Here is a 24,713-nt window from a genome sequence, read left to right as displayed (position 1 = left end):
CAGTGACGCAAGAGGCGATGATCGAGAACCGGACATTCGACGAGATCCGGGTCGGCGACACGGCAAGTACGACCCGCACGCTCACCGAACGGGACATCCAGCTCTTCGCGCTCGTTTCGGGCGACATCAATCCGGCCCATCTGGACGCGGACTACGCGGCGACCGACCTGTTCCGCAGGGTGATCGCCCACGGCATGTGGGGCGGTGGCCTGATCTCTGCCGTCCTTGGGACCGAGCTTCCGGGGCCCGGCGCCATCTATCTCAGCCAACTTTTGCGCTTTACCCAGCCCGTGGGCCTTGGCGATACGATCACCGCCTCAGTAACAGTTTCCGAGAAGCGGGCGGAGCGCGGCATCGTCGTGTTGGATTGCCGCTGCGTCAACCAGACGGGCGAGCAGGTCATCATCGGCCAGGCCGAGGTCAAGGCGCCGACCGAAAAGGTCCGTCGTCCGCGCACGATATTGCCCGAGGTTCGGCTCCGCGATCATGATGGCTATCGCCAGCTGATCGAGCTCACCTCCAATGGCGAGCCCGAGCCGACCGCCGTGGCCCACCCGTGCAGCGCCGCCGCGCTCTCAGCAGCGATCGAAGCGGCGGAAGCCGGCTTGATCGCGCCTGTCCTCGTCGGGCCCGAGGCGAAGATCTGGAAGACGGCCGAGGAGGCCGGCAAGGACATTCGACCCTTCCGGCTAGTGCCCGCCGAGCACAGCCATGACGCGGCAACAAAGGCGGTCGCGCTGGTTCGCTCGGGCGAGGCAAGGCTGCTGATGAAAGGCTCGCTGCACACCAACGAACTGATGGGTGCGGTCGTTTCCTCCGCAACCGGCCTCAGGACCGAGCGACGGATCAGCCACGCCTATGTCATGGATGTGCCGGATCACCCGACCCCGCTCATCATCACCGACGCGGCGATCAATATCGCGCCGACGATCGACGAGAAGGCCGACATCATCCGCAACGCTATCGACCTCGCGCATGTGATCGGCATCGAGGAGCCGAGAGTCGCGATCCTCTCCGCCGTCGAGACCATCAATCCGGACATGCAATCCACGCTCGACGCGGCGGCCCTGTGCAAGATGGCTGATCGCGGACAGATCAGCGGGGGACTTCTGGACGGCCCCCTCGCCTTCGACAATGCAATCAGCGAGGCAGCGGCAAAGGAGAAGGGGATCGTCTCGCCCGTGGCAGGCAAGGCCGAGATCCTCGTCGTTCCCAACCTCGAGGCCGGCAACATGCTTGCCAAGCAGCTCACGTTCCTCGGCGGTGCGGATGCTGCTGGCATCGTGCTCGGCGCACGCGTGCCAATCATCCTCACCAGCCGCGCCGACAGTCTGCGCACCCGCCTCGCCTCCTGCGCGGTTGCCGTCCTGCTGGCGCGCGCCGCCCTCAAGGCAGCCCCCGGACTGGCTGAAACTGCGCGACCATGAAGGCGATCGTCAGCCTCAACTCCGGCTCATCAAGCATCAAATTCTCGCTGTTCGCCATCGACGAAACCGGCGGGCTTCAGCTCTCCGCGGGCGGAAAGATCGAGAAGATCGGCATCTCCCCCGCGGTGGAGGCCCGTTCGGTGGACGGCGAGACCCTGCTGGAGCGTGAGTGGGCCAACGGCGCGGCGCTCTCCCATGCGGACCTGCTGGCCGATCTGTTCGCCTGGGCGGCCGAGCATCCGCTCCAGGGTCGCGAGATCGTCGCGGTAGGGCATCGGGTCGTGCATGGCGGCACCCAATTTGCGGCGCCCCGGCTGGTCGATTTCGAGCTAGTGGACACGCTCGAAGCGCTCTGTCCGCTGGCCCCGCTTCACCAGCCGCATAATCTGGCCGCGATACGCGCAATCGCGCAGCTCGCGCCGGAGCTGCCGCAGGTGGCCTGCTTCGATACGGCCTTCCACCATGACAAGCCCGATCTGGCCGCACGCTTTGCCCTGCCGCGCTCGCTGCACGACGAAGGCGTGCGCCGTTACGGCTTCCATGGCCTCTCGTACGAGTATATCGCCTTGCGCCTCGCCGAGATCGATCCCGTCCTTGCATCGGGCCGGGTGATCGCGGCTCATCTCGGAAATGGCGCGAGCCTCTGCGCCATGGCAGCCGGACGGAGCGTCGATACCACGATGGGCTTCACCGCGCTCGATGGCCTCATGATGGGCACGCGCAGCGGCAGCCTCGATCCTGGCGTGGTGCTGCACCTTCAGACCCAAATGGGCATGAGCCCAGCCGATATCGAAGACCTGCTATACAGGAAGTCTGGCTTGCTCGGCGTGTCCGGGATTTCAAGCGACATGCGCACGCTGACCGCGAGCATGGCGCCGGAAGCAGAAGAGGCGCTCGCGCTCTTCGCCTGGCGGGTCGGGCGCGAGGCCGGTGCACTCGCTTCCTCTCTCGGTGGTGTTGACGGCATCGTCTTCACGGCAGGCATTGGCGAGAATGATGCGGACATGCGCAGCCGCATCTGCCGCAGGCTCGAATGGCTGGGTCTCGAGATCAACGAAATTGCCAACGCGTGCGATGGCCCCCTGATCAGCATGCCGGACAGCCGGCCCCGGGTCTATGTCATTCCGACCGATGAGGAACGCATGATCGCTTTGCACACACTAAATATCATCAAAGGACAAGCCGCATGAAGCAGCTTGTCGATCTGGAAGGTAAACGCGGCCTCGTCGTCGGCATTGCTAATGAGCAAAGTATTGCTGCGGGCTGTGCGCAAGCATTCGCCCAATGTGGCGCAAGGCTTGCCGCCACCTATCTCAACGGCAAGGCAAAGCAGTGGGTGCAGCCGGTATGTGACCAGCTCCGGGTGGAATGGACAGCTCCCTGCGACGTGCGGATTCCGGGCCAGCTTGAGGCGCTGTTCGCTCAAGTCGAGCGGCAATGGGGCGGGCTCGATTTTCTCCTCCATTCCATCGCCTTTGCGCCCAAGGAGGATCTGCATGGGCGCGTCGTCGATTCCTCCGCAGAGGGCTTCTCCATTGCCATGGACGTCTCCTGCCACAGCTTCCTGCGCATGGCGAAATTGGCGGAACCACTAATGAAGAAGGGCGGCTGTTTGCTCTGTGTCACCTTCTACGGATCCGAGCGCGTCGTCGAGCACTATAACCTCATGGGACCGGTGAAAGCCGCGCTCGAAAGCGCGACGCGCTATGTCGCGGCGGAACTCGGCCCCAAAGGAATTCGGGCACACGCGATCTCGCCAGGACCGATCGCAACGCGAGCGGCGAGCGGGATCGATCGCTTCGACGAGCTACTCGAGCGCGCCGCGGCTACGGTGCCGCAGGGACAATTGGTGGGTGTCGAGGATGTAGGAGCGCTGTCTGCTTTCCTCGTCAGCGACGCCGCGAAACGGATCACCGGGACAATCATCCCCGTTGATAGCGGTCAGCATCTGCTCGCATGAAGAGGCTAGGAGGGCGATAACCTCGGCGAGGTCAGCGGACGTGGGCCTCAATGCTTAACTCATGGCAGTCCTCCGTCATTCTGTCACGTTCATGTGCTGCTTGCCATCTTTGACCTCTCCTGGAGGCCGGTTCACCTGCTACGTTCGCACCGGCGTTCTCCGTGCGGATTGGACGCAACTTTCGAGGACGCCGCCGGAGATCCGGCAATTCTGAAGAGGGAACGGCGATGCTTCCGAACTGTCACGGAGTTCACGGCGAGCCTGCTAAATCAGAGGCTTGAGCTGCTCTAAGCACCCGGCCGATCTGGATAGCAGCTGTTTGGTACGTGCCCCAGGCGCGGAGTTGGAGTCTAACTCGAGCGTCTCCGGACAAGAGCGTCCGGGCCCTGTTATCACTTGCATATTGTTCGGGGGACCCGCCCAAGCAGCGCGTAAAAAGACGGAGCTCCTTCTTTGTCCGACGGCGCTCGGCCTCAGGCCGGACGAAGCGGTCGCAGCAGCCTAATCCCGTCCTCGACGCGCCGGTGCGGGCGTCGCCGCCGGCGCCGGCCAGGGGAAAGTACCCGATGGGCTTGTCATGGCGCTCTCCCTTATTCCTCGCGCTGGTCGAACAGGCTCAGCAGGAGCTGGAACAGGTCGACCAGGTTCAGGTGCAGCGACAGCGCGCCCATCACCGCGAGCTTTTCGGCCCGCTCGGTGCCGGCATAGGCGAGGTACTTGCTCTCGAGCCGCTGCGTATCCCGCGCGGTGAGGACGGTGAACATTAGCACGCCCGCGATCGAGAAGACCAGCTGCAGCGTCGAGGATCCGACGAACAGGTTGACGAGGCTCGGGATCACGACGCGGATCGGCCCGACCATCAGGAAGGTCGACCAGCGCGACAGATCGATATTGGTGGTGTAGCCCCACAGGCTCATGCCCGCGAAGACCGCTGCCGCGCTCACGAAGGCCAGTGCGATGCTGGTGCCGGCGAAGACTAGGAAGATGCTGGCCATCGACACGCCTATCACCGCGGCGGCGAAGGCGAAGAAGGCGGTGCGGGCCTGCGCGGTGGTTATCCGCCCGACACAGAAAGAGATCAGCAGCACGACCGCCAGCGGGGCGAGGATCGCCACCCACTTGAGCGGAGTGCCGAAGATCGTCTGATAGAGCGCGGGCACGCTCGCGACCAGCGCGGCGCTGCGGCGGTGAGGAGGTCGAGCGCGGTTTTCTGGTCGCTCTCAGGCTAACGGAGCTACAGATGGTGCCGCGAGCGATCATCCGGGCCGTTAGCGCGCTTGATCCAGCTTCCGAGCCGTGAGCCACACGCCTTCTCCGGCAAGCAGCAAGTCGCCCTTGGTGTCGACGATACCTTCGACAGAATCGTTCATGATCCGCATCACCTGATCATGCTGGGCGCGTCTTGCCCCGGTACACGAGCTGCCATCACTGCTGCTGGCATTCGAGATGAGGAACGTGCCTTGGGGATCGCGTCTGATGACCGCGCTCACCATGCCGCATCCTATATCGATCCGGATTTCCTTGCCGGCGATCGTGACCCGGGATTTCGGACCCGAGACGTCGTTTTGCATGGGCTCCCCGTTGAGCGAGATAGCGGTGGCAACAAATCGCGTGGGCAGCGGATGGGCAGAAGGCACCGCATTAGGCGTGCGACTTGTCCGGCGGATCAGCATGCCGCCCGCTTCATCGATCAGTTGAATGTCGTTGCCCGTCCGGCTGATCTGAGGCGACGCGCGCAGCAGCGCCTGGATGCGGCTTTCCTGGGTGGTCAACGTACCGCAACCCCGTTCCGTACTGGCACCGGGATTAGTGTAAAGGCGGCTACCGCGAGTAACATAGTCGCCGCTGATCGAATTGCAGCCGGTAGAACCGGTGTAGCCCATCGCGCCGAAGTCCAGGCGCGCGTGCTGTTCGCCGGGACTATTGGCTTGAAGCGGCTGCCCATCCAGGCGGATGATATCCCAGCTACCTGTCAAGCGCGGCATGTCGCGCGCTGCGGCGCTCGTGTCGCGCTCGGCCGCGATCCAGTGGCCGCCGCCCGCTACGAGGAGTTCGCCATTAGGACCAACCGAGAAGTTCGGTTGCGACGCAAATAGCTCGCGGACCACGCTACCGGTGGTGCTGCCGCTAGCGCCGCATCCTTCCTGCGACACAACAATATCGGTCGCACGCACTGTCCAGCCGTCCTGACGCCACTTGCCCGAGACCGTTCCGCATGCCGGCTTCGCGCGCCAATCCTCGGCAGCGAAGCCCAGCGGACGATCCTCGGTCCCGCCGCGAGGTTCGAGCACCGCGCCATCCACCGACTGGATCTGAAACCGGGTTCCGGCCAGCATCGGCGCGGTATCGGCGGATGGAGTGATGGCTTGCGGGTCACGGCGAAGCGTGAGCCGATGCCCCCCGCCGGACAGCTGAATTTCTCCTTCCGCCACGGTCATGATGGTGGGTGACGTACGCATCACAGTGCCCAGCATGATTTCCCGCTCGGCCAATCCGCCCAGGCACCCCATTGCGGTCTGCGGTCCCGGCATCGTATAATATCGCGCACCATGCAGCGTGCCGATGCCGCCCAGCGCGTTGCACCCTGCGGTTGCGGCGTACCCGGTCCGGGTGAAGGTGAAGGACGGTGCCCGGGAGGACGCGCCAGCATGATCCGCCGCTGCTGGCGGCCGCCCGTCGAACGCGGTGATTGGCCATCGACCCTCGAGTGCAACTCTGTCGATCGACGCCGATTGAGCCGGGTTCGGAGCTCTGGCGAGCACGGGCTTAGGCATCGGAGTGGGATCCTTCACGCCGCCGCAAGCTCCGAGCAGGCTGAGTGCGAGGATGGCTACCGGCCGCTGAGCCTTACGCAGGGTGGGAATGATCATATGCCTTCATAGCTCTCCGAACATGAACGTGAGTCCCCCGACGTGTGCCCCTTTGTTCTTTATACCATTGTGAGAGCCCAGCGTTTTGGTAGCCGTCCGGCTTCGCTGGCGGGAGCGACCGTGCGGCGGAGCTGATCAAGTCGCACAGCCGCGGAGTTGGGGCGCACCCCTCCAAGGCCAGTCTCCGGTGCGCCGAGCGCCTGACGTGATTATAGTTCAAATGCAGAGTTACTATAGCTGGAGTCAGGCCAGCCTGTAGGTGTTGCAAGCAAACTGATCGCGCATTTGCGTAGGCTTGGCGGGCTCGTCTGTTTAGTCTTGGCCCGAATGGTGGTTCTGCTTGTAGTCGCTGGCGCGCTCCCGCTCGAGCAGTCTGGGCACCGACATCACCGCGCTAGCGAGCGTGGCACCGACGCTCTTCGCCAGTTTTGGATGACCGTCGGCGATCTTCCCGGCGCTGAGGCGAGCCGGCGCCGCAGGAGCAGGTCATACCGCGAGGCGTGTGAGCGCCGCGCTTTTCGTCGATCGAGCGACTCACAGGTTATCTGCGTCACCAGTTCAGGGGTCTTGCCGGCTACAGCAAAGGCTTCCGTAACGAGAGTTCGTCGGTGATGCGTGCGGTTCCTCGAGCTATAACGTGGTCCTACGATCCCGTGACGAGAAGCGCCGCGGCGACGCGGGGTGGTCAATGATGTTCCGTCAAATGTCGATGCGCCTGTTGTCCGGCCGATCATCAAATCCGAGCAGTATTGTCCAACCTCACCAATTGCTCCGCAAGGTCGCCCATTGTGCTCAGGTCGGCATGCCCTTCGCGATCCGACGTTGCGAAAGCTAGGGTTCAGGACGCATTGATGTGACGGCTGCGATCTGATTCAGGCTCCGAGAGGACACTGAAACGAGCCATCTGTTTTGGCTGACGAACGAGCAGATGGAGCGCCTGCGGCCGTTCTTCCCCAGAAGCCACGGCAGGCCCCGGCTCAACGACCGCAGGGTGTTAAGCGGCATCGTGTTCGTCAACCGCAACGGGCTCCCGCTGACGGAACGCACCGAAGGACTATGGCCCGCACAAGACGCTCAGACGCTCTACAACCGGTGAAAGCGAGGGGCGAGCGAGGCGTGTTCGCGCGGATGATGGAGGAGCTGGCTGCGCCGGACGCCGAGCCGAAGACGGTCATGATCGACACGACATCTCTGAAGGCGCACTGCACGGCATCGAGCCTGCGGGTAAAAAGGGAATCTCAGACGTCTGATCGGACGCACTAAGGGCGGCATGAACACGAAGTTGCACGCGCTTGCCGACGTCCACGGCCTCCCGTTGAGCTTCTTCATGACCGCCGGCTAGGTCAGCGACTATAGCGCGCGGTCGCGCTGCTCGACGATCTGCCCAAGGCGCAGTGGCTGCTCGGTGATCGCGGCTATGACGTCGACTGGTTCAGGGATGCTCTCCAAGCCAAGGGCATTCATCCCGGCATCCCGGGTCACAGATCGCAGCGAGCCGGTCAGATATGACCAGCGCCGCTACCAACGCCGCAGCAAATCGAGCATGTTCGGCCGCCTGAAGGACTGGCGGCGCGCCGCTACCCGCTACGACCGCTGCCCTACCGCCTTCTTCTCCGCCGTCGCCCTCGCAGCCACCGTCATCTTGGCTATGACCAATGAGTCCTGACCCCTGGCTTCGTGGACAAAGGGTAGTCAGAGCAACACTGAGGCGAGGCTAACGAAGCGGCTGTAGCATTCGGCGGCCTTGTTGTAATGGGTGGCGACAGTTCTCAGGTTTGTAGAACAGGGGCTCGACCTCGTCGCGCCAGAGGTGCGGAGTGGTGACGCTTGTTCTTGGCCGAGATCACCGCCTCGATGTCCGCACTGGCCAACTCGTCGCAGACCGCATCGGCGTCGTAGCCCATGTCGGCGAGCACGGCGTCGAGCCGGTCGGGGATCATGCGGATCAACGGCGCAAACCCTTGCGTGTCGTGCGTCTGCCCTAACGTCAAAACAAAGGCGAGCCGGCGACCTCGATCCCGCGTCAAACAGTTCGTTAAGATCGTCTAGCAAGACCGAACCGGTAATCAACTGAACTGCAGGATGCCATCATCTACCGGCTGGCGGAGCAGCAGCGGCTTGTCGATATTAAGGTCGTTGGTGACTTGCCATGGCCCTCCACGCCCTTGCCGGGGCAACTCAGATTCCCCACGCTTCACGTAGCCAGACTGCATGCTATCCATGATGCTTGCTGTCTCCACGACCTCGGCAGGAGCGTAGGCGACCGCTTGAGTCAAGGAATTTGATCGCATGTGTGTCAGAAGCCTGACGATCCATAGCGCTGACAGATCAGCACGCACGGTCCATGGTATGTTCGTGTAACCGAACACAAATGCCAAGTTAGGTATTCCTGCTGCCATCACTCCCTTGTAAGTGACGCCTTCGTTCAACATCTGCGCCGCTCCATCAACCCGGATGCTGATGCCGCCGAGCATCTTCAGGCGTAGTCCCGTCGCCGAAACCACGATGTCAGCGTCAAGGTGCCTACCCGACTTGAGCAGGATACCTTCGGCGGTGAAGTGCTCGATGGCGTCGGTCACAATCGAGGCGTCCCCTGATCGGAGAGTCTTGAACAAGTCACCATCGGGTACCGCGCACAGTCGCTCGTCCCAGGGATTGTAGGTTGGCTGGAAATGAGATTGATCAACGCCGGGACCCACCTGCTTACGGACCGCGGAAAGCAAGAGGCGCCGCATCTGCTTAGGAAACCTTTGGGACGCCTTGTAGATCGTGCGTTGCAGCAGAAGGTTACGTGAGCGGGCCATTCTCGAGACCCAATTCTTTGGGAGTACGCGGCCGAGCGCACGGGCCATCTTATCTTCCGCCGGAATGCTGAAGATGTAGCTGGGCGAGCGCTGCAGCATCGTTACATGCCTCGCGGTCTTGGCGAGGGCAGGCACCAGCGTCACAGCAGTCGCGCCACTGCCAATCACAACCACCGCTTTACCAGCGCAGTCGAGTCCTTCTGGCCAATGCTGCGGGTGGATCAAAATACCTTGGAACTGCTCGCGTCCTGGCAGATCAGGCAGGTAGCCTTGATCGTAGTCGTAATATCCCGTGCACATAACCAGGAACCGCGCGGTCAGACCGACCTCAGCGCCATCTACCTCACGTCGCGCTGTGACCGTCCAGCTATTATCGGCCGTCGAAAAATTGGCCGATTCGACCTTTATGCCAAATTCGATGTTGCGGGTGACGTCGTATGCTTGTGCCGTCTCCTCGATATAATCGCGGATAGCTGGCCCTTCCGCGAGTACCTTGGAGTTAAGCCACGGCCGGAAGGGATAGCTCAACGTGTACATATCGGAGTCGGAGCGAATTCCAGGATAGCGGAAAAAGTCCCAGGTTCCGCCTATTCGGTCACGCCGCTCCAAGATTGCGTAGCGCAGGTTCGCCCCGGCCTCCTCTAAGCGGCAGGCCATCCCGACTCCCGCCAGGCCAGCGCCGATGATCAGCACATCAAAATCAGGCATATCCATTCTCCTGACCGGAGAGTAGTCCGAAGGACGGGGGCTGACTTGCCATTTCACGACAGCGTTGCCGGATCGATGTAGCAGAAAGAGGCAGCTCCACACGCGAGCCCACCTGCATCACGGAAAAGGGACCAAGAGGCTTGCGAATTGCCATTCAGTTCAAGGTTCAGCGCGGTCTGGTTTGCATCAAAGCCGAAGCGGCTTAGGAGGGGTTCGACGCCGCTACCTTGTTGCGGGCGGCAGGACTATCAATGTGCCTTCTTCGAGTCGCACGCCCTGGGTGACCCTGCCTCTACTGCGCGACGTAAGTGTCGGGCGACAATCGCGCGGACTGATGCGAAATGCAATGCAGGAAGGTAACGGTAAATACCAGCTGCGACCTTCGCCTTTCCACCCGGTACAATCATGAAACGACCTGCATCGAGAGCGCGCAAGATCTCGTTGACTGCGGTATCGATGTCGAGGGACCCGGCGAATAGCTTCAATGAGCGTGAGACGCGTTCGGTAAGTGGCGGGTCCACTCGGTTGATTTCGTCCGCTACCATTGGAGTACGGACCTCCGGTGGGCAGATGCAGCTGACGCCTATGCCGAGCGGCTCCCACTCGTACCGCAATGTCACGGCCAGTCCGACGACCCCGAACTTGGAGGAGCCGTATGCGGCGTAGCCGTAGTTGCTGGTGATGCCTGCCATAGAGGCGACCAATGCCAACCGACTCCCGCGTTTCATGTGCGGCAGGGCGGCCGACGCGATGTTGAAGCTGCCGTTCAGATTGACGTCAACCATGCGCCGGAAGTCGTCTGGGGAGGTGTCGAGGGCCGACCGGATCATCGATATGCCGGCACAGTTTACCACTAGGTCGGGCGAGCCGTGCACCGCAACAGCGGCTTCTATTGCCTCGGCCACACCCGCGGCATCGGTTATGTCGACGTTGAGTGGTGTAAGTGCCGCGCCAGTGGAAGAGGCCACGGAGGTGAACTCGTGCATCACGTCGGATGGGATGGTTCGATCAAGCACAGCAACATGAGTCCCGCGATGAAGGAGGCGCGACACAAGCGCGCGACCGATGCCGCTGGCGCCGCCAGTAATGATCGCGTGCTTGTATGTCATATCTGCCTCCACCGCCCCTTGATAGATCGGCGGCTCGTACACGGCTTGTCATTTCGCGACAGGTGTGAAGATGGCTGGCAATACAGCAGTGCAGTTGATTGATCAGAACGTCCGATCGAGGTTTCAACCGACCCGACCTGTTCAGGGCTTATGGTGGGGTGGCTCTGGCAGAAGCCGGCCGGCAAGCCAGACAAGCTGAAGGATCCCGTCGTCGGATTTGGCAGGACTGAGCTTTGATCCGAGGAGGCACATTCGTCGTCAGCGCGGTCCAATAAGTCGGTTCTTCATTAGCGCTGACGGATCTGGGCGTGCCAGGCAACTGGGCGCATGATCAACAGACGCGTTCAGGTTTTCGATGAAGAGCGCAGCTTGCCGGCCGCAGAGCCCGGTGCCGACTTGCGCGATCATCCGTTCGTCGTCTTGTCTTGCTCCGGGAATCGGGGATCGGGCAGTCGACCGTGTTTGAAGCCGAAGCCGCGATCGACGGCACCACGGCCTTGAAGGTCCGCGAACTCACCAACGAGACCGGGGCCGCGCCGCCGCCACGCACGCTCTATCTCAACGTCCTCGACGAGTACGGATGGGCGCGACCGATGTCGTAACGTCGACGAGCTGGTGAAGGATATCCAGCGCACCTCTCTGGCGGCTGACCTGCCGCGCCAAGATTGGAACTAAAGCCGCCGACGTCGCCGCGATGGCGCGCAGCACCGGCGGTCCGCCGATCACCGTTGCGCAGCTGCTCCCGCCCGACATCACCGAGACTCTCGCGATTTTCACGGCGTTCGGCGAGCCCAATCCCGACGCGTTCGTTTCGCGCGCCTACGCCATGGGCGCCGCCGGTTCTCTGGAGAGCCCGCTCAGCCTGAAGCTGCTGCAACGCTCGATAATCGGCATTCAGTCGTGGCCGACTCCGCGGCTCCCCTTTTCGACCAGGCTACGACGGCGCTCGCGCACGAGGACAGTATCGTTCATCGCCCCGGCCGCACGCGCGCCAAGATCTGGCCGACTCCGCACTGCTGTGGCTCGGCCACCACGCTGGCCTGCGCGTCAGCGAACTGGCAGCGTCGAAGTCAAGGATCTGCGGCCGCAAGCGGACGACACCGGCCTCTTTTATCTGCCCGCTCGAAAACCGACCAGGAGAGTCTCGGCGCCTGGGCGTTTATCGGCAAAAACGATGCCGCGGGTGGCAATGAGGTACGCGGAGAGGCGGATTGCGGAAGGGGTGCTATTCCGCCGCGTTGGAGCGGACCGGGAGCGGCAACGTGTTGAACAAATGATAGATGCGCCCCGGGGCGAATAGGATGCGGACGGCGTGGCGCCGCTGGTGAGCTGTGCAGCGGGCAAAACTCCCCTCACCCGCCAGAGTTGCCGGCATCTACCGGCGCATCGCGCTTGCTGTCGGCAACGTGCCAGGAGCGGTTGCGGCGCTATCAACCCACGGCTTGCGCGTTGCGCTGACCAGAACCTGTTCGCCGCCGAAGAGAACGCAAATGGGATCACGGTCATGTTCCGCTAGTCGTCGCCATCGACGGCGCGGCGCTACGGACAGGTGCAGAGTCGTATGGCTGCTCGGGTGCTAAGCGGATCGCGCGCGTGACCTCGTGGCGGTCGAATGTGATGAGAACAGCGTCGGTCGGACATGGCCGGCTTGGTGGCACGGGCAAAGACGTGCGCTATGTCCTCATGTCAAACGGGGGGGCTGTCCCGCAGAAGCTTATTCTCTTCACGTCGCAGTGAAGCGCCGCCGCCCCGAACGCCTAGAGGGTTGGAGCGGCGCGCTGTTTGCGTTAGCGCTTGAGCTTCTTGAGGTCCGCGTCGACTTGCACGAGCGCCTCGTCGGTGATCATGCCGTTGGAAAGCGGCTGCACCTGCTTAAGCGTCATGGTCTTGATGGCCTCGTACATGGGATGCTCGGTGAGCCCCGGCAAATCCTTGTCTAGAACAGCCTTACCAGCAGGCGTCGATGCGATAGCATCGATCGTGGAGTCGGTGGTGAGCGGCTCAACCGGCGCCGCGGGTGTACTCGTCGACGCAGATGCGGTCTGGGGCGCAGTGGGAGCGCCTGGGACGACTAGGGCGCTCGGAACTGCGACCAGAAGAGACAGGTAGATCATACTCATGGTGACTTCCTTCCAGACCGGATCCTCAACAGCCGGAAACCGTGCGGCGTTTGGCCGCAGTAAGGCCCCGACTCGGCGTTGCAGCATCCGCAATGAGACTAGTCCGACATGCGAGCTTGCCCTGCTCCACCGTTTTATTCACATCCCGTTGGAACTAACCAAAAGGAGCGGACGAACGAAACCCGGAGCTGAGAACATGCCCGGACAGATGCCAGATCCATCCCCAGCGCTGCTATACAGCCTGGCTCTGCATTCTGGCACCGGCCACTTCCTGTCAAGTCCGAAAGTATGTTTTCGGTGGTGATCACTATGCCAGCTTTGGCCGAAGAGCGGACCGTCCGCATGCCTCCAGTTTTTGGTTCCGTCAGGTCACAGTGCGACGCACAGCGTGGAGCGGGTTCTTCCCAGCCGGACACTCCATGCTCGTTCGTGCGGTTGTCAGCGAGGTGGACTGTCACACGGTCGGATCCTGAAGGGGTCGACGTATACAGTGAGGTCGACGCGAGAGGCTATTTCGTGTCCGTTCGGTGGATTGCCGACGAGGCCCTTTGATGCGAGTTGAGGTCAAACGGTCGGCCTGAGCAAGGGCGTCGTTTCCGGATCGAAGCCAAGAAGTTCGAGTAAAGAATTGGAGTCAAGTACTTTGAAAAAAGGTGACGGCGCAACCCGGGATCGTCGAACCCAGGCGGAGCGAACGGCGACCACACGGCGAGCTCTGATTGGCGCGGCGATCACCGTACTGCATCGGAGTGGCTATGGAGCCGCTACAAGCGCGAATATTGCCGACGAAGCCGGCGTTAGCCGTGGCTCGATCATCCATCACTTCGGGTCTCGAGCGAACTTGCTCAGAGAGGTTGTTGACAGCGTCTTCAAGGCGGAACGTGATGTCCTTCTTGATATCCATACGTCGACTGGTCGCGGCAGCAAGGTCGAAGATTGGCCGGATTTGTTCTGGGAGCTCTACAGTAGCCCGGCAGGCTTGGCCGTACTGGAAATCGTCATCGCTGCCCGCAGTGATCAAGAGCTTTGGAGCCTCGTAGGGTCGGCTGCCGCCGAGGCTGAGGAGCAGAGTATTTCGCGGTCTCAAGAGCTCTTTGGTGGCCCTCGCGAGCATACGATCGACGCAGTCAGGCTGCTTGCCTGGAGTATCCGCGGGCTCTCCACTTCTACCGTCCTTGTGGACGATCCGGGAAAGGTGAAGCGTTCCCTAGACTTGTTTCGAGCTATCATCCAGAACGCAGCCGAGAACGGCGTCCTACAAGTCGAAAAGAAGTAGGCGACGGCTAAAGTATCCCGTCACCTCGTGCAAAAGGCCACTCCCGCCCGTTGTTCGTCGTTGGCGGGGTCACCAGCTCGCCTTGCGTCGCTTGCATGCTGCTGCTCATCGCCGCTAGGGCCAGGACCTCTTGTCGAAGCAAACGGACGGCCGTTTAGCTTCCTTATGACCGTCGGCTAGGTCAGCGACTAGACCGGCGCAGCCGCTCTGCTGGACGATCTGCCGAAAGCGCAGTGGCTGCTCGGGGACGGCGGCTACGATGTCGATTGGTTCAGGGACGCTCTTCAGGCGGAGGGTATCCAGCCTTGCATTCCAGGTCGCAGATCGCGCAAAGAGCCCGTCAGGTACGAAATGCGCCGTTATCGTCGACGCAGCCGAATCGAGATCATGCTCGGTCGCCTCAAGGACTGGCGCGCGTCGCAACCCGCTACGACCGGTACCCAACGGCCTTCTTCTCCGCCGTCGCTCCCGCTGCCACCGTGATCTTCTGGCTGTGATCAACGAGTCGTGCCCCTAGGCATCTGGCTCCGCCCATCGCTGCGCGCGCCGCCGGGAGTCGACCGCACCTTGCAGAGTATGCCCAACACACCCGCTTAATACTTTCGTGCTTGACAGTTAATTAGGGGCAAGGGATCAAGATGCCGATAGACGTCGGGCAATGACCCGATGCGGGGAGGATTGATCATGAAGGCGTTTAGCATTCTCGTAAGCTGCAGCGTGCTGGGGATCGCGACGCACGCTCAAGCCCAGACATCTCCTCAGACGCCGTCACCCTCCGCGCCCGCTGGCACTTCCGACACGGGCCAGCAGGTACCCGGAGACGAACCGTCGCCGGAGAACACCGCCGACCGCGACAGCGTGACCAACATCGTGGTCACCGCGAACCGTCGCGAGGAACGCCTGCAAGAGGTTCCAGTTACGGTCACGCTGGTAGACGGCGCGCAACTGACTAGGCAGAACATCAATGCGGTCGAAGATCTGACCCGCACCGCTCCGGCCCTCAACGTGGTTGGCCCGCCCGGCGGAGGCGCGGTCAGCATCCGCGGGATCGGCGGGGTATCGTTCTCGCAATCTGCCGAAGGCAGTGTTGGCGTGGTTGTGGACGGCGTGTCCCTCGCGAACACGTCGATAAACCCACCGCTCCTTTTCGACGTGTCGCGCGTCGAGGTGCTTGAAGGCCCGCAGGGGACGCTTTTCGGCCGCAACTCCTCAGCTGGCGTCGTCAACGTCGTCACAAATGCTCCTGATCCGTCACGGGTCGAAGTGATTGGGCACGCCGACATCGGCACCAACAACAACTACATCACTCGTGCGGCTTTAAACCTTCCTGTTAGCTCGAACGCAGCCCTTCGCGTCGCCGGCTCATTCAGTCAGGAACCGCAGACGCAGCGGAACCTCTTCGACGGAACCTATCTCAAGCGGCAGGCGAAGGCCGGTCGTGCTCGCTTCCTATGGGAGCCAACCGATCGGCTGACGGTTAACCTGGGTGCCGACTATACCGACACCGATACCAACGGCGGCGTACCATGGGTGGTCTATAGCTCATCCCCCACCAGCCCGCTTACCGCCCGTCTCAACGCCTGCGGTGTTGATGTCCGCGCACGCAACGACGAGGGCTGTGTCAACGCAGGAAACAAAGGGTCGATCACGACTTACGGCTTCTCGGGCCAAGTCGATCTCGATCTTGGCGGTCCGACCCTCACCTCCATCACGGCGCTTCGCCGCGTGCGGTCGAACACGTCCGCGCAGGATGCGGACGCCACGTCCGCGGACCGTCTGTTCCAGACCATTCGCACCGGGTCAAACAACTTCAGCCAAGAACTTCGGGTCTCCTCGTCGAGTTCCGAGGCAGTTGAATACGTGGGCGGGCTGTTCTACTTTCGAAGCACCCAGGACTACTTCCAATCGCAAATCGGCCAAGTACTCGCCGACCTGCCACTCATAGGCGCCTGCCCGCTGCCGGCCGCTACGCTGTGCAGTCTGAGCTTCGGGCAGACACGGCCGATTGCCACGCGGGTGGAGAGCTACGCGGCCTTCGGACAGGCGACGATCCACGCCACGAACCGCCTGCGCGTCATCCTCGGTGCGCGCGTCGGACGAGAGGACCTGAGGGCTGTATCCGGAGCTGGCGCCACGGCACCCGGAGCGTTCGCGCCTTTCATAACCTTCGAGGCTTTGAGCGCAAATCCCAAGGACACCTACTTCTCCTACCGAGTTGGTGCGCAATACGACGTGACGCGCGATCTAATGGTCTTCGCTACCTACACGCGGGGCTACAAGGGCGCCGCGGTGAACGACGGCGCGACCACGGCGGCTGTTCCGCTGGTCGTCCGGCCGGAGATCCCAAAGTCGGGTGAGATCGGGTTCAAGGCGACGCTCGCAGGAGGACGGGCGGCGCTGAACGCGACGGCCTTCTACACGAAGGTGGAGGACTTCCAGGCACAATTCTTCGATCCCTCGGCCGGCGGTGCCTTCCTCTTCGGCAACGCGCCCAAGCTCACGTCGAAGGGCGTGAGCGCCAACCTGTTCGGGACGCTCTCGCGCGCGCTCGTCGCGAACGTCGGCGTCGTCTACAACGACACCAGCTACGGTGCCGGATATGCGATCCCCAACTTCCAGAACGTGCCGACGAGCGCCGAAGGTCGTCAACTCGTCGGTGCGCCGAAGTGGAAGGTGACCGCGAGCGCCGAATATGGCACGCCCCTCACCGGCTCCGTTGACGCCTTCGCCCAGGCTGACGTGGTCTACACCTCTCGCCGATACAGCGATGCGACCAATGATCCGGTCGCCGCGATCGATGCTGCGGCGATCTTCGGCGGGCGGATCGGCGTGCGGACCAGCGACCGGCGATTCGGCGTGTCGGTCTTCGCGCGCAACCTGTTCGACACCTTCCGGCCCGCCGCACGCTTCGCGACGCCGGTGGCGCAGCAGCAGCTTGACCCCCTGTCGTTATCGCAGTTCGTCGGAGCAGAGGCCAAGCGCACGGTAGGATTGTCGTTGGACGCGAGGTTCTGATCGACATCAAGAGGTGTCAGCGTGATTCTACATCAACGTACCGTCGTCTGGGTGAAGCATGAAGACTGTCGTTTTGCGTGTATTGCTAAGCCTGTCCACGGCGACGATTGCTTCACAAGCGCCGGCGCAGTCGCGCGAACCTGAAATCCATTTGGACGCGGATACGCCGGGCGCTACCATAAATCCCAACATCTTCGGGCAATTCGCAGAAATGCTGGGCGAAGGGGTCTACGGCGGCATCTGGGTGGGTCCCGAATCGAAGATACCGAACGTCCGTGGCATCCGAACGGATGTCGTCCAGGCGCTTCGGGCACTTAAGGTGCCCAACGTCCGCTGGCCAGGTGGTTGCTACGCCGACCAGTACCACTGGCGCGACGGCGTCGGCCCCACCTCGCAGCGCAAGGTGCGAGTGAATGCCAGCTGGGGTGACAGCATCGAGCCGAACACGTTTGGCACGCACGAGTTCATGGACTTCGTCGACCAGATCGGCAGCCAAGCTTATCTGTCGGTGAACGTCGGCTCCGGAACGGTGCAGGAAGCGGCCGCCTGGCTCGAATACATGACGGGCGACGCGCGTACGTCACTTGGTGCCGAACGGAGCCGCAATGGTCGCAAGGAGCCCTGGCGGATCAAGTATCTGGGCTTAGGCAATGAGAGTTGGGGCTGCGGCGGCAGCTTCGCGCCCGAGAGCTACGTCGAGAAGATGAAGCCCTTCAGCGCATTCGTGCAGAACTACAATCCTGCACAGCGCACCGATCTTATCAAAACTGGCACCGATCCGATGCAGCGGATCGCCGTGGCTCAGGATCTTGGTCACCCAGGCTATGCCGAAGCGGTGATGAGCGCCTGGAAGGCACGCACCGTTCCCTACTGGAACATCGAGGGGCTTTCCCTCCACCTTTATACCATGATTGCCCCGCTCCCGATGGTCGACGACTCCGTCAACTTCGGGGAGAAGGAGTATGCACAGCTCCTCAAGAAGACTTATCTCATGGACGACATGATCGTCGAACACGGCGCGATCATGGACAAGTACGACCCGCGGAAAAGGGTCGCAATGGTGATCGACGAGTGGGGCGCATGGCTCAAACCGACGGGCAAAAACTTCCTCTTTTTGCGTCAGCAGAATACCCTACGCGACGCGGTACTGGCTGCGGTCAACCTGAACATATTCATGCGTCACGCCGATCGCGTACGCATGACCAACATCGCGCAGATGGTGAACGTCATTCAGTCCATGATCCTGACGGAAGGCGCGAAGATGATCCTGACGCCGACCTATCACGTGTTTCGCATGTACGTGCCCTTCCAGGGCGCGCAGGCGGTGCCGCTGAGCGTCAGCGCGGGCGATTACACGTTCGGCGGCGTCACGCTGCCGCGGGTGGATGCGACGGCGGCGCGCGGCAAGGATGGTGCCGTCTGGCTGGCGGTCACCAACATCGATCCCAGCCGCGAAGCCCGCGTCTCGGTTACCCTGAACGGCGTTACGGCAAGGGGAGCCGTCGGTGAGACGCTGACCGCGGGCAAGGTCAATGCCTCGAACAGCTTCGACGCCCCGGACGCCGTGGCGCCGCGCCCGATCAAGGCGGCTGCCGCTGGCTCAGTCCTGACGTTGCAGCTGCCCGCCGCATCAGTGAGCGTTTTAAAGCTGGTTCAGTAGGTTCACGATCATCTTTTTACATGCGGACCTGTAGCGTCGAACGGTACTGGCAGCGCCAGTCGGTCGGCTACGCTAACCGGGGGCCGGCCCATCAACATGAAACTCATTCGATCGTCGACGAACGCGAGGCTTTCCTGTAACTGTTCCTCACTATCACTCAACATTTCTGTGATAGCGGACTTCGAAAGGCGGCGGCACCGACGAGCATGCGACCTGCAATTGCGGCCTGTACCGATATGGCTGCGCTTTGCAGAGTCTGCTCCACGACTGTCGACATCATCGTCGATCGCCTCTTCTGACCCAAGCAGTTTGCCAGCGAGATCGGCGTCACTATGAAGGGCACAAAGGATTTCGTTGTCTGCATCGCAGGTTTCCTGCGCAACAACATAGGAGGTGGCGGGGAAGATGCTCAGAATGTTCCCGAGAGATAAGCGTTGCGCCTGTCTGGTCAAACTTGCCGTTCGTTCTGATAGTCGGTGTCTCTCGCGGCCTTCATCAGGTCGGCCTTGGTGGTGAAATCATAGGAACGGTGCCGCGGCTTACACCGGCTCGCGCCGTGACGAGCGAAATGGTGGTTGCGGTACGTCGCAGGTCGTAGAGGCATTCCGCGGCCGCCTTGATGAGCCTTCGGCAGGGGCCGGCGGTTCTGCCCTCCTGCCGTCAACGTCACGTGCGCTTGGTTTACTGAGGTTCGCTCTTTGGCGGGTGTATGCCCCACTCTTACCCCTTTGCAAGCGCCAACGAAGGCAGCAGCCCCGCGCTGCCAGCCGAGCCCATTGGACAGTCCCGTCTCACGACGAGGTCGTCCAGCATACCATGTAGGCAATCGGCGTGGCAGCGGACGCGTGCGGAGGGCAAAGCATGAGGGACAGTGCGCGCGCCACGAGCCGCCATGTTCTTCAGGCTCCGCCGTCTTCCGATCTGAAGGACCTTAGCCGCGACAAGGGTGATGGACGCAATGATAGCGTAGCCCCGGATCTGCCGAGATGGTTCCGAAGGTTGCAACCGTTACGGCGTCAGCTCTACGATTGAGATATCGCCACGCAGTCCGGCAGGTACGAGTGCATCTTCGCGACCCTTGAACTGCGCGGCCCGCTTGTCGCCATTCTTCCACGCGCCGATCATCGCGTTGCGGATCGGTGCGCGATACCGCACCTCAATTATGTTGACGCCAGAACGCAGCAGTCGAGTGACGTCGATGTCGGCACCTGGAACGCTTATCGAGCCCACCGCGCGTCCATTGATGGAGAGGGTCGCCGACCCTGCCTGCGCAGGCGCCACCAGCGCGTACCGTCGCCCAGGGTCTACTGGCATCGTGAGCTTAGCCCGGTATGTCGCTGGCCCGGCGAGGAAGCGCAGCTCAGGATCGGCGCGCCAATCCGGGAGACCGCTGCGGCGCAAGCTGCCAACCTGCATCGTCCACCCACCGGCGTTCCAACGACGACCGTAGTTCATCGCAAATACCGGTAGTTCGCGCGGTGCGCCCGGCTTGACGATACCTTGAACAAGCAGTCGGGATCCGTAAGGCGGCAGGCGGAGCTCGACGCTGCCGTCTCTCGACACAGCCGTTGGGGCGATTCCGCCCGAGGCGGCGTCGAACCACCAGTCGCTTTGCCCCACGCCGGCGAGCCGGACCCGCTGCGGCGCACCTGTCGGGTTTGCCAGGAAGTGCAGGCGACCGGTTGGAAGGGTCCGCTCGTAGCGCCGGATCACGGGAGAAGTATAGCGCAACGATGGGGCAACCAGCGCGGCGATGCGATTGGCCCCACTACTGGGCGAATGGTCGAGCGGCGAACGAGCCGCGAGGAAAGCCGCGTCGACGCGAACCCGGCGATCACCCGCATTCGCATCGCCCAGTCCGGGCTGCCGCGATGGCGGTCGCCCGTAGATCATAACGGGCGTGCCTGCGATTGCGAGTGCCTTGGCGGCTGCCAGATCTGCGGGATGCACGGCATCGGCATCGGCGAACAACAGTCCCCCGTAGCGCGCGCCCCCGCGCGTCCTGCCACCGGGCAACAGCCGATTGCGGATGCCGTCGCCGCTGACCCAGGACCAGGTGATGCCACGCTGCGCTAGCCCGTCGAGCAGGGGTTGCACCTTGCGTAGCCAGACCACGCGCTCGTCGGTGGAGGCCTTGTCGCGCGTCACTCGTCCGGATCCACCTCCAGCAGGGTCCGCGAGCGGGAACTCGCCGAGCATCAGCGGCTCGCGTGTGTCGTCCGGACCGTAGCCGCTTACCGGCAGTCCCAGAAAGGGGTAGAAGATCAAGACGTCCGCCTGCTGCTGACCCTGGCGCAGCGCGTTCTGCACCCGGGCGATGTAGCGGTTGAGGCGAGTCAGGTCGGGCCAGAGCGGTGAGCGGTCGGAGTAATTGCCCGAGAACATGTATTCGGATCGCTCGGGTGAGGACCACGGGTCCCATCCAGTTGGCAGGAACCAGCGCGCCCGATCCTCGCGCCGCCAATCGTACGGGTATCCGTGGTAGACGATCTGGTTGACGCCGGCCAGGAACATTCGATCCGCGGACAGCTTCAGCTTGGCGGCGTTATCGACGTAGTCCTGGTTACCCCAAACCATCGACTCCGCGCCGACCTGCGGGCGGTCGTAAAGCATCCCGCCGGACGAGGCGAAGCGCAGGAAGGCATCCGACCCGCCGGCGTACAGTTGCTCCGTTTCGGGAATGTCGTTAGCGCCCAATGCGCGGACCATGTCCAGATCCATGCCGTAGGACTGCCCGCGCGAGAGCAACCCGCGCGCAGCGGCCCAGCGCCGCGACCGATCGACGAACCGCTCGATTATGAGGTCCGACAGGGTCAACTGATAGTCGTAACGCACCCGCTCGTCTTGCGCCGAGATCCGGAAGTCTACGGCAGGATGGGGAAGGACTTCGCCGATCGTGAAGTTGTCGGCGAAGGCCCGGTAGACGATCGGCAGCCAAGGGCGCAGGTCATACCCTCTGCGCTTCCGGAACTCGGCGAGGAAGTCGCGCGCGCTCATCCGGTCGGCCTTAAATTCCAAGCTGTCGTTGAAGATCGCGCGAAACGGCTTGCCGTAAAAGTGCGAAAGTCCGGTCCTCTGTCCGTAGACATAGTTGTACTCGGCATCGACAGCACGGGCATTGAGCGGGTCGACGATGTAGACAGGCGCCTTCATCGCCGCGAGCGAGGCCTGTTCGCCGGTCGGCATGATCCATGACGCGACCAGCACCCAGTCGCCGGGCGGAGCATCCCAGCTGAACCGGCCGTTGCGGATCATGCCATCGACCACGCGTACGCTCTTTGGGTCGAGGGTCAGGGTGTCCCTGATCGAGAACAAACTGTGTCCGCCGCCTGTCGGCCGAGCCACTACCGCACTCATCAGCTGGGCGGCGCCTGCGTCAAAGTCGTTGAAGTCACCCAGCCCTGAATAGATGCTGGCGAAGACATTGGCCCAGGCGTTCAAGCCCGGCCTGGGCCGCGGCACGGCGATCTCCACGCGCCGCCCTCCTTTGAAGCTTGCTTCGCTCCAGGCCAGCGACTGGCTACCAAAGAACGGCGTAACCGCGGGGCTGCCCCCTGGCCATCCGCTATAGTGGGTTAGGTCCACCTTCAGGCCAAGCCGATCGGCATCGGTCATGACACCGCGCACCAGGTCGAAGTAGCGTGGACTGTCCACCCCCAAAATCCGCGCCTTGGCCGCGGGGTCGGCATCCTGTACCGCGAATGTCCCCATCAGAAACGGTTGGATTTCCACTCCGCCGAAGCCGCCCTTTCGGATCACCTGCAACTCGCGCCGCAGTTCGCCCGCCTCGACATCGGCGCCCGGCCACCACCAACGGAGGTATGGTCCGGCATCGACCGGCGGATCGGCAAGGTGCGTCCAGTCGATCGACTTCTGGCTCTGGGTGGGCACTCCTTCGATGGGCTGCTCGCCCGCGTAAGCTTCGAGGCTCTGGGGGACCGTGATCGGAGTGGGCTTAAAGAGTTGATTCGCCCGCCAGTAGAACCAGCCGGCACCCGACGCCGCGGCAAGCAGCAACAGAAGGAGCAGGAGCAGGAGAGCACGTGCCACATGCGAACGCCACGACCGCCGCTTGGCGGCCTGCTGAACCGTAACTGTGCTCAAGCCACGTCCTCGTGTGGTCGCATCATCCTCATCCCGCGCCCTCTCTGCTTATAACGACCCAGCCATGCGAGGCCGGCGCCAGACACCACTCGACATTTAAACTAGTTACTTACTGAACGGACCGCAAGTAAATAGCTTATCATGGGCATCTCCTCGTCAGCCATTACCGGGGACTTTTCGCAAGCATGCCCAAGTGAACGGCGGCATATGCTTTTTGCTTGGGAAAGCGCCTCCCTGATCAAGCCCCAATTAATGGGCTAGATAGACATTCAGCCCTTTTGGCTTTGTGGGCTGCGGGGGTAAGGACTGGAAACCCGCTTTGGTCGTTGCACGCTCCCGTGCAGTTGACGCCGCTCGCGCCAAGGCCGACCAGTATCGCTGGGGGGCACAGGTCAAGGTCGATGCCGTTGGTTCGGCTTCCCGCGTGCAGCGCACGGGTGGCGACAACCGCTTGCCTTTCCCGGAGGCTTTCAACAGCCTCTCGGCGGGCGTCCGGCTCACGATACCCTTCTACACCGGAGGCGGACTGTCATCGCAGCAGCGCCAAGCGGCCGCCCAGTCTCGCAGCGCCGAACAGATGCTCGAGGCGGCCCGAAGGGACGTGCGGCTTAACGTGCAGCAGGCATGGATTGGCCAGTCGAGCAGTGTCGCCGGCATCTCGGCACTACGGACGGCACTTGCGTCGGCTGAACTTCAGGAGAGAGCCGCGGCCACCGGGCGGGAGATCGGCATCCGGACACAAAGCGACGTCTTGGCGGCGCAGGCTCAGGTGTTTGACACCAAGCGGCGCCTCAACGACGCCCTTCGGGACTACGAACGCAGCCGCGTCGCGCTATCGGCGGCCACGGGCTCGCTCGATGAAACTGTTCTCGCGGAGATCGATCAGGACCTCGGCGATCGCTGAACCTCGGCCGGGCACTGAGCGCCAAGTAGAAACAGCCGTATACCTTCGTCCACGCGCGCATCGATCGCTTCGGGTTGCAGAGCGTCCGTAATTCCCAGAGCCGCGGCCTGCAAAGGTTCGGAGACAATCATCGCGATCAACATGCCGACCGCGATATCGGGGTTTGGGACGTTGAGCACGCCTGCTGCAACTTGCCTTGCCATCCATGCCGCAAGTGGCGCCGCCACGGCTGCATGCACATTGTCCGCGTTGTGCTTCGCCAACTCGGGGAACTGCACCGCTTCGGTGAGAACGAGCCGATGCGCTCGAATGCCACGATACGAAAGGGCAAGTTGGGCGAAGGGGCGCACGAAGGCGCGCAGGGTGGCTTGCGGGTCCTCCGTTTCGGGGCCATCGAGCGAAGACGGGTGCACCGTAGCGGTGACGACCTTCTCGACCACGGCGGCGAAAAGCGCGGCCTTGGATTCGACGAGACGATAGATCGTTTTCTTCGAGATACCTGCCGCCGACGCGACTTCGCTCAATCGGGTCGCGCCATAGCCGCAACTCAGGAAAGCTTCTTCGGCGCAGGTCAGAAGGCGAGATCGCGGGTCTTCATACATCACTTCTGATTAATGGCGGAAAGCGTCGAATTGAACTATCGTCTAACCGTTGACCGGAACCCAATGTACCGCTGCCTTCAGCCGATCATTTCGGACGAGCGGTTTGCTTCTTCCACCTGGAAGTATGCGTGGGACGCAGCGGGCTCGTCGAAGC

Annotated in this window: 17 protein-coding genes and 2 pseudogenes; 10 read left to right on the top strand and 9 right to left on the bottom strand. The window is 62.5% G+C overall.

Going from position 1 to position 24,713, the window contains the following annotated elements:
- Nucleotides 1-2 precede the first annotated feature (2 nt).
- The 3 genes from LK533_RS16535 to fabI are packed head-to-tail and all read left to right on the top strand — an operon-like array spanning nt 3 to nt 3,387.
- Entirely contained in the window at nt 3-1,427 is a 1,425-nt protein-coding gene (locus tag LK533_RS16535) for a bifunctional enoyl-CoA hydratase/phosphate acetyltransferase (protein WP_229364172.1), read from the top strand.
- Nucleotides 1,424-2,617, top strand: a complete 1,194-nt coding sequence (locus LK533_RS16530; RefSeq protein ID WP_229364171.1) for an acetate/propionate family kinase — start codon at nt 1,424-1,426, stop codon at nt 2,615-2,617. The genes LK533_RS16535 and LK533_RS16530 overlap by 4 nt, the downstream gene beginning before the upstream one ends.
- Nucleotides 2,614-3,387, top strand: coding sequence for an enoyl-ACP reductase FabI (gene fabI / locus LK533_RS16525; protein ID WP_229364170.1), 774 nt, complete (start codon nt 2,614-2,616; stop codon nt 3,385-3,387). Before LK533_RS16530 ends, fabI begins: the two co-directional genes overlap by 4 nt.
- A 590-nt stretch (nt 3,388-3,977) precedes the next feature.
- On the opposite strand, the gene LK533_RS16520 is transcribed toward fabI, so the two are convergent.
- Together LK533_RS16520 and LK533_RS16515 are read right to left on the bottom strand one after the other, a co-directional pair.
- Nucleotides 3,978-4,559 (bottom strand): Bax inhibitor-1/YccA family protein, encoded by a 582-nt coding sequence (locus LK533_RS16520; protein WP_229364198.1) that lies wholly within the window; start codon nt 4,557-4,559, stop codon nt 3,978-3,980.
- Between the two features lie 96 nt (nt 4,560-4,655).
- Nucleotides 4,656-6,257 (bottom strand): META domain-containing protein, encoded by a 1,602-nt coding sequence (locus LK533_RS16515; protein WP_229364169.1) that lies wholly within the window; start codon nt 6,255-6,257, stop codon nt 4,656-4,658.
- 928 nt (nt 6,258-7,185) lie between these two features.
- Between LK533_RS16515 and LK533_RS16510 the strand changes: the two are divergent.
- A pseudogene (locus LK533_RS16510) lies at nt 7,186-7,923 on the top strand (IS5 family transposase).
- Nucleotides 7,924-8,026: 103 nt separating this feature from the next.
- Here LK533_RS16510 and LK533_RS16505 read toward each other — a convergent pair.
- From LK533_RS16505 to LK533_RS16495, 3 genes are all read right to left on the bottom strand, one after another.
- On the bottom strand, nt 8,027-8,284 hold the full coding sequence (locus tag LK533_RS16505) for a transposase (protein ID WP_267495487.1): 258 nt from the start codon (nt 8,282-8,284) through the stop codon (nt 8,027-8,029).
- 39 nt (nt 8,285-8,323) lie between these two features.
- Nucleotides 8,324-9,769, bottom strand: a complete 1,446-nt coding sequence (locus LK533_RS16500; protein ID WP_229364167.1) for a flavin-containing monooxygenase — start codon at nt 9,767-9,769, stop codon at nt 8,324-8,326.
- Nucleotides 9,770-10,017: 248 nt separating this feature from the next.
- Nucleotides 10,018-10,878 (bottom strand): SDR family NAD(P)-dependent oxidoreductase, encoded by an 861-nt coding sequence (locus LK533_RS16495; protein ID WP_229364166.1) that lies wholly within the window; start codon nt 10,876-10,878, stop codon nt 10,018-10,020.
- Nucleotides 10,879-11,303: 425 nt separating this feature from the next.
- Between LK533_RS16495 and LK533_RS16490 the strand changes: the two genes are divergently transcribed.
- On the top strand, nt 11,304-11,480 hold the full coding sequence (locus LK533_RS16490; RefSeq protein ID WP_229364165.1) for a hypothetical protein: 177 nt from the start codon (nt 11,304-11,306) through the stop codon (nt 11,478-11,480).
- A gap of 1,185 nt (nt 11,481-12,665) precedes the next feature.
- On the opposite strand, the gene LK533_RS16485 is transcribed toward LK533_RS16490, so the two are convergent.
- The gene (locus LK533_RS16485) at nt 12,666-12,998 is read right to left on the bottom strand and encodes a hypothetical protein (RefSeq protein WP_229364164.1); all 333 of its coding nucleotides are present in this window, start codon (nt 12,996-12,998) and stop codon (nt 12,666-12,668) included.
- Nucleotides 12,999-13,641: 643 nt separating this feature from the next.
- Here LK533_RS16485 and LK533_RS16480 point away from each other — a divergent pair.
- The 4 genes and pseudogenes from LK533_RS16480 to LK533_RS16465 all read left to right on the top strand — a co-directional run bounded on the left by LK533_RS16480 (nt 13,642) and on the right by LK533_RS16465 (nt 18,949).
- On the top strand, nt 13,642-14,274 hold the full coding sequence (locus tag LK533_RS16480; RefSeq protein WP_229364163.1) for a TetR/AcrR family transcriptional regulator: 633 nt from the start codon (nt 13,642-13,644) through the stop codon (nt 14,272-14,274).
- A 129-nt stretch (nt 14,275-14,403) separates the two neighbouring features.
- Nucleotides 14,404-14,771, top strand: a pseudogene (locus tag LK533_RS16475) (transposase); the annotation flags it as partial.
- A gap of 187 nt (nt 14,772-14,958) precedes the next feature.
- Complete coding sequence (locus LK533_RS16470) at nt 14,959-17,289, top strand: TonB-dependent receptor (RefSeq protein ID WP_229364162.1); 2,331 nt, start codon at nt 14,959-14,961, stop codon at nt 17,287-17,289.
- A gap of 58 nt (nt 17,290-17,347) precedes the next feature.
- The gene (locus LK533_RS16465; RefSeq protein ID WP_229364161.1) at nt 17,348-18,949 is read left to right on the top strand and encodes an alpha-N-arabinofuranosidase; all 1,602 of its coding nucleotides are present in this window, start codon (nt 17,348-17,350) and stop codon (nt 18,947-18,949) included.
- An 8-nt stretch (nt 18,950-18,957) separates the two neighbouring features.
- On the opposite strand, the gene LK533_RS16460 is transcribed toward LK533_RS16465, so the two are convergent.
- A complete protein-coding gene (locus LK533_RS16460) occupies nt 18,958-19,401 on the bottom strand; it encodes a hypothetical protein (RefSeq protein WP_229364160.1) in 444 nt (147 codons plus the stop codon).
- A gap of 556 nt (nt 19,402-19,957) precedes the next feature.
- Complete coding sequence (locus LK533_RS16455) at nt 19,958-23,053, bottom strand: glycosyl hydrolase (protein WP_229364159.1); 3,096 nt, start codon at nt 23,051-23,053, stop codon at nt 19,958-19,960.
- A gap of 319 nt (nt 23,054-23,372) precedes the next feature.
- Here LK533_RS16455 and LK533_RS16450 point away from each other — a divergent pair, with 319 nt between their 5' ends.
- Nucleotides 23,373-23,957, top strand: coding sequence for a TolC family protein (locus tag LK533_RS16450; RefSeq protein WP_229364158.1), 585 nt, complete (start codon nt 23,373-23,375; stop codon nt 23,955-23,957).
- Here the strand turns inward: LK533_RS16450 and LK533_RS16445 are convergent.
- A complete protein-coding gene (locus LK533_RS16445; protein ID WP_229364157.1) occupies nt 23,936-24,559 on the bottom strand; it encodes a TetR/AcrR family transcriptional regulator in 624 nt (207 codons plus the stop codon). The genes LK533_RS16450 and LK533_RS16445 overlap by 22 nt on opposite strands.
- Between the last annotated feature and the right edge of the window lie 154 nt (nt 24,560-24,713).

Origin of the sequence: Sphingomonas sp. PL-96 (genome assembly GCF_020707215.1) — a bacterium.
Taxonomy (GTDB): Bacteria; Pseudomonadota; Alphaproteobacteria; order Sphingomonadales; family Sphingomonadaceae; genus Sphingomonas.
The sequence above is the reverse complement of the archived record's forward strand: the minus strand, read 5'-3'. Positions and strand labels throughout refer to the sequence as shown.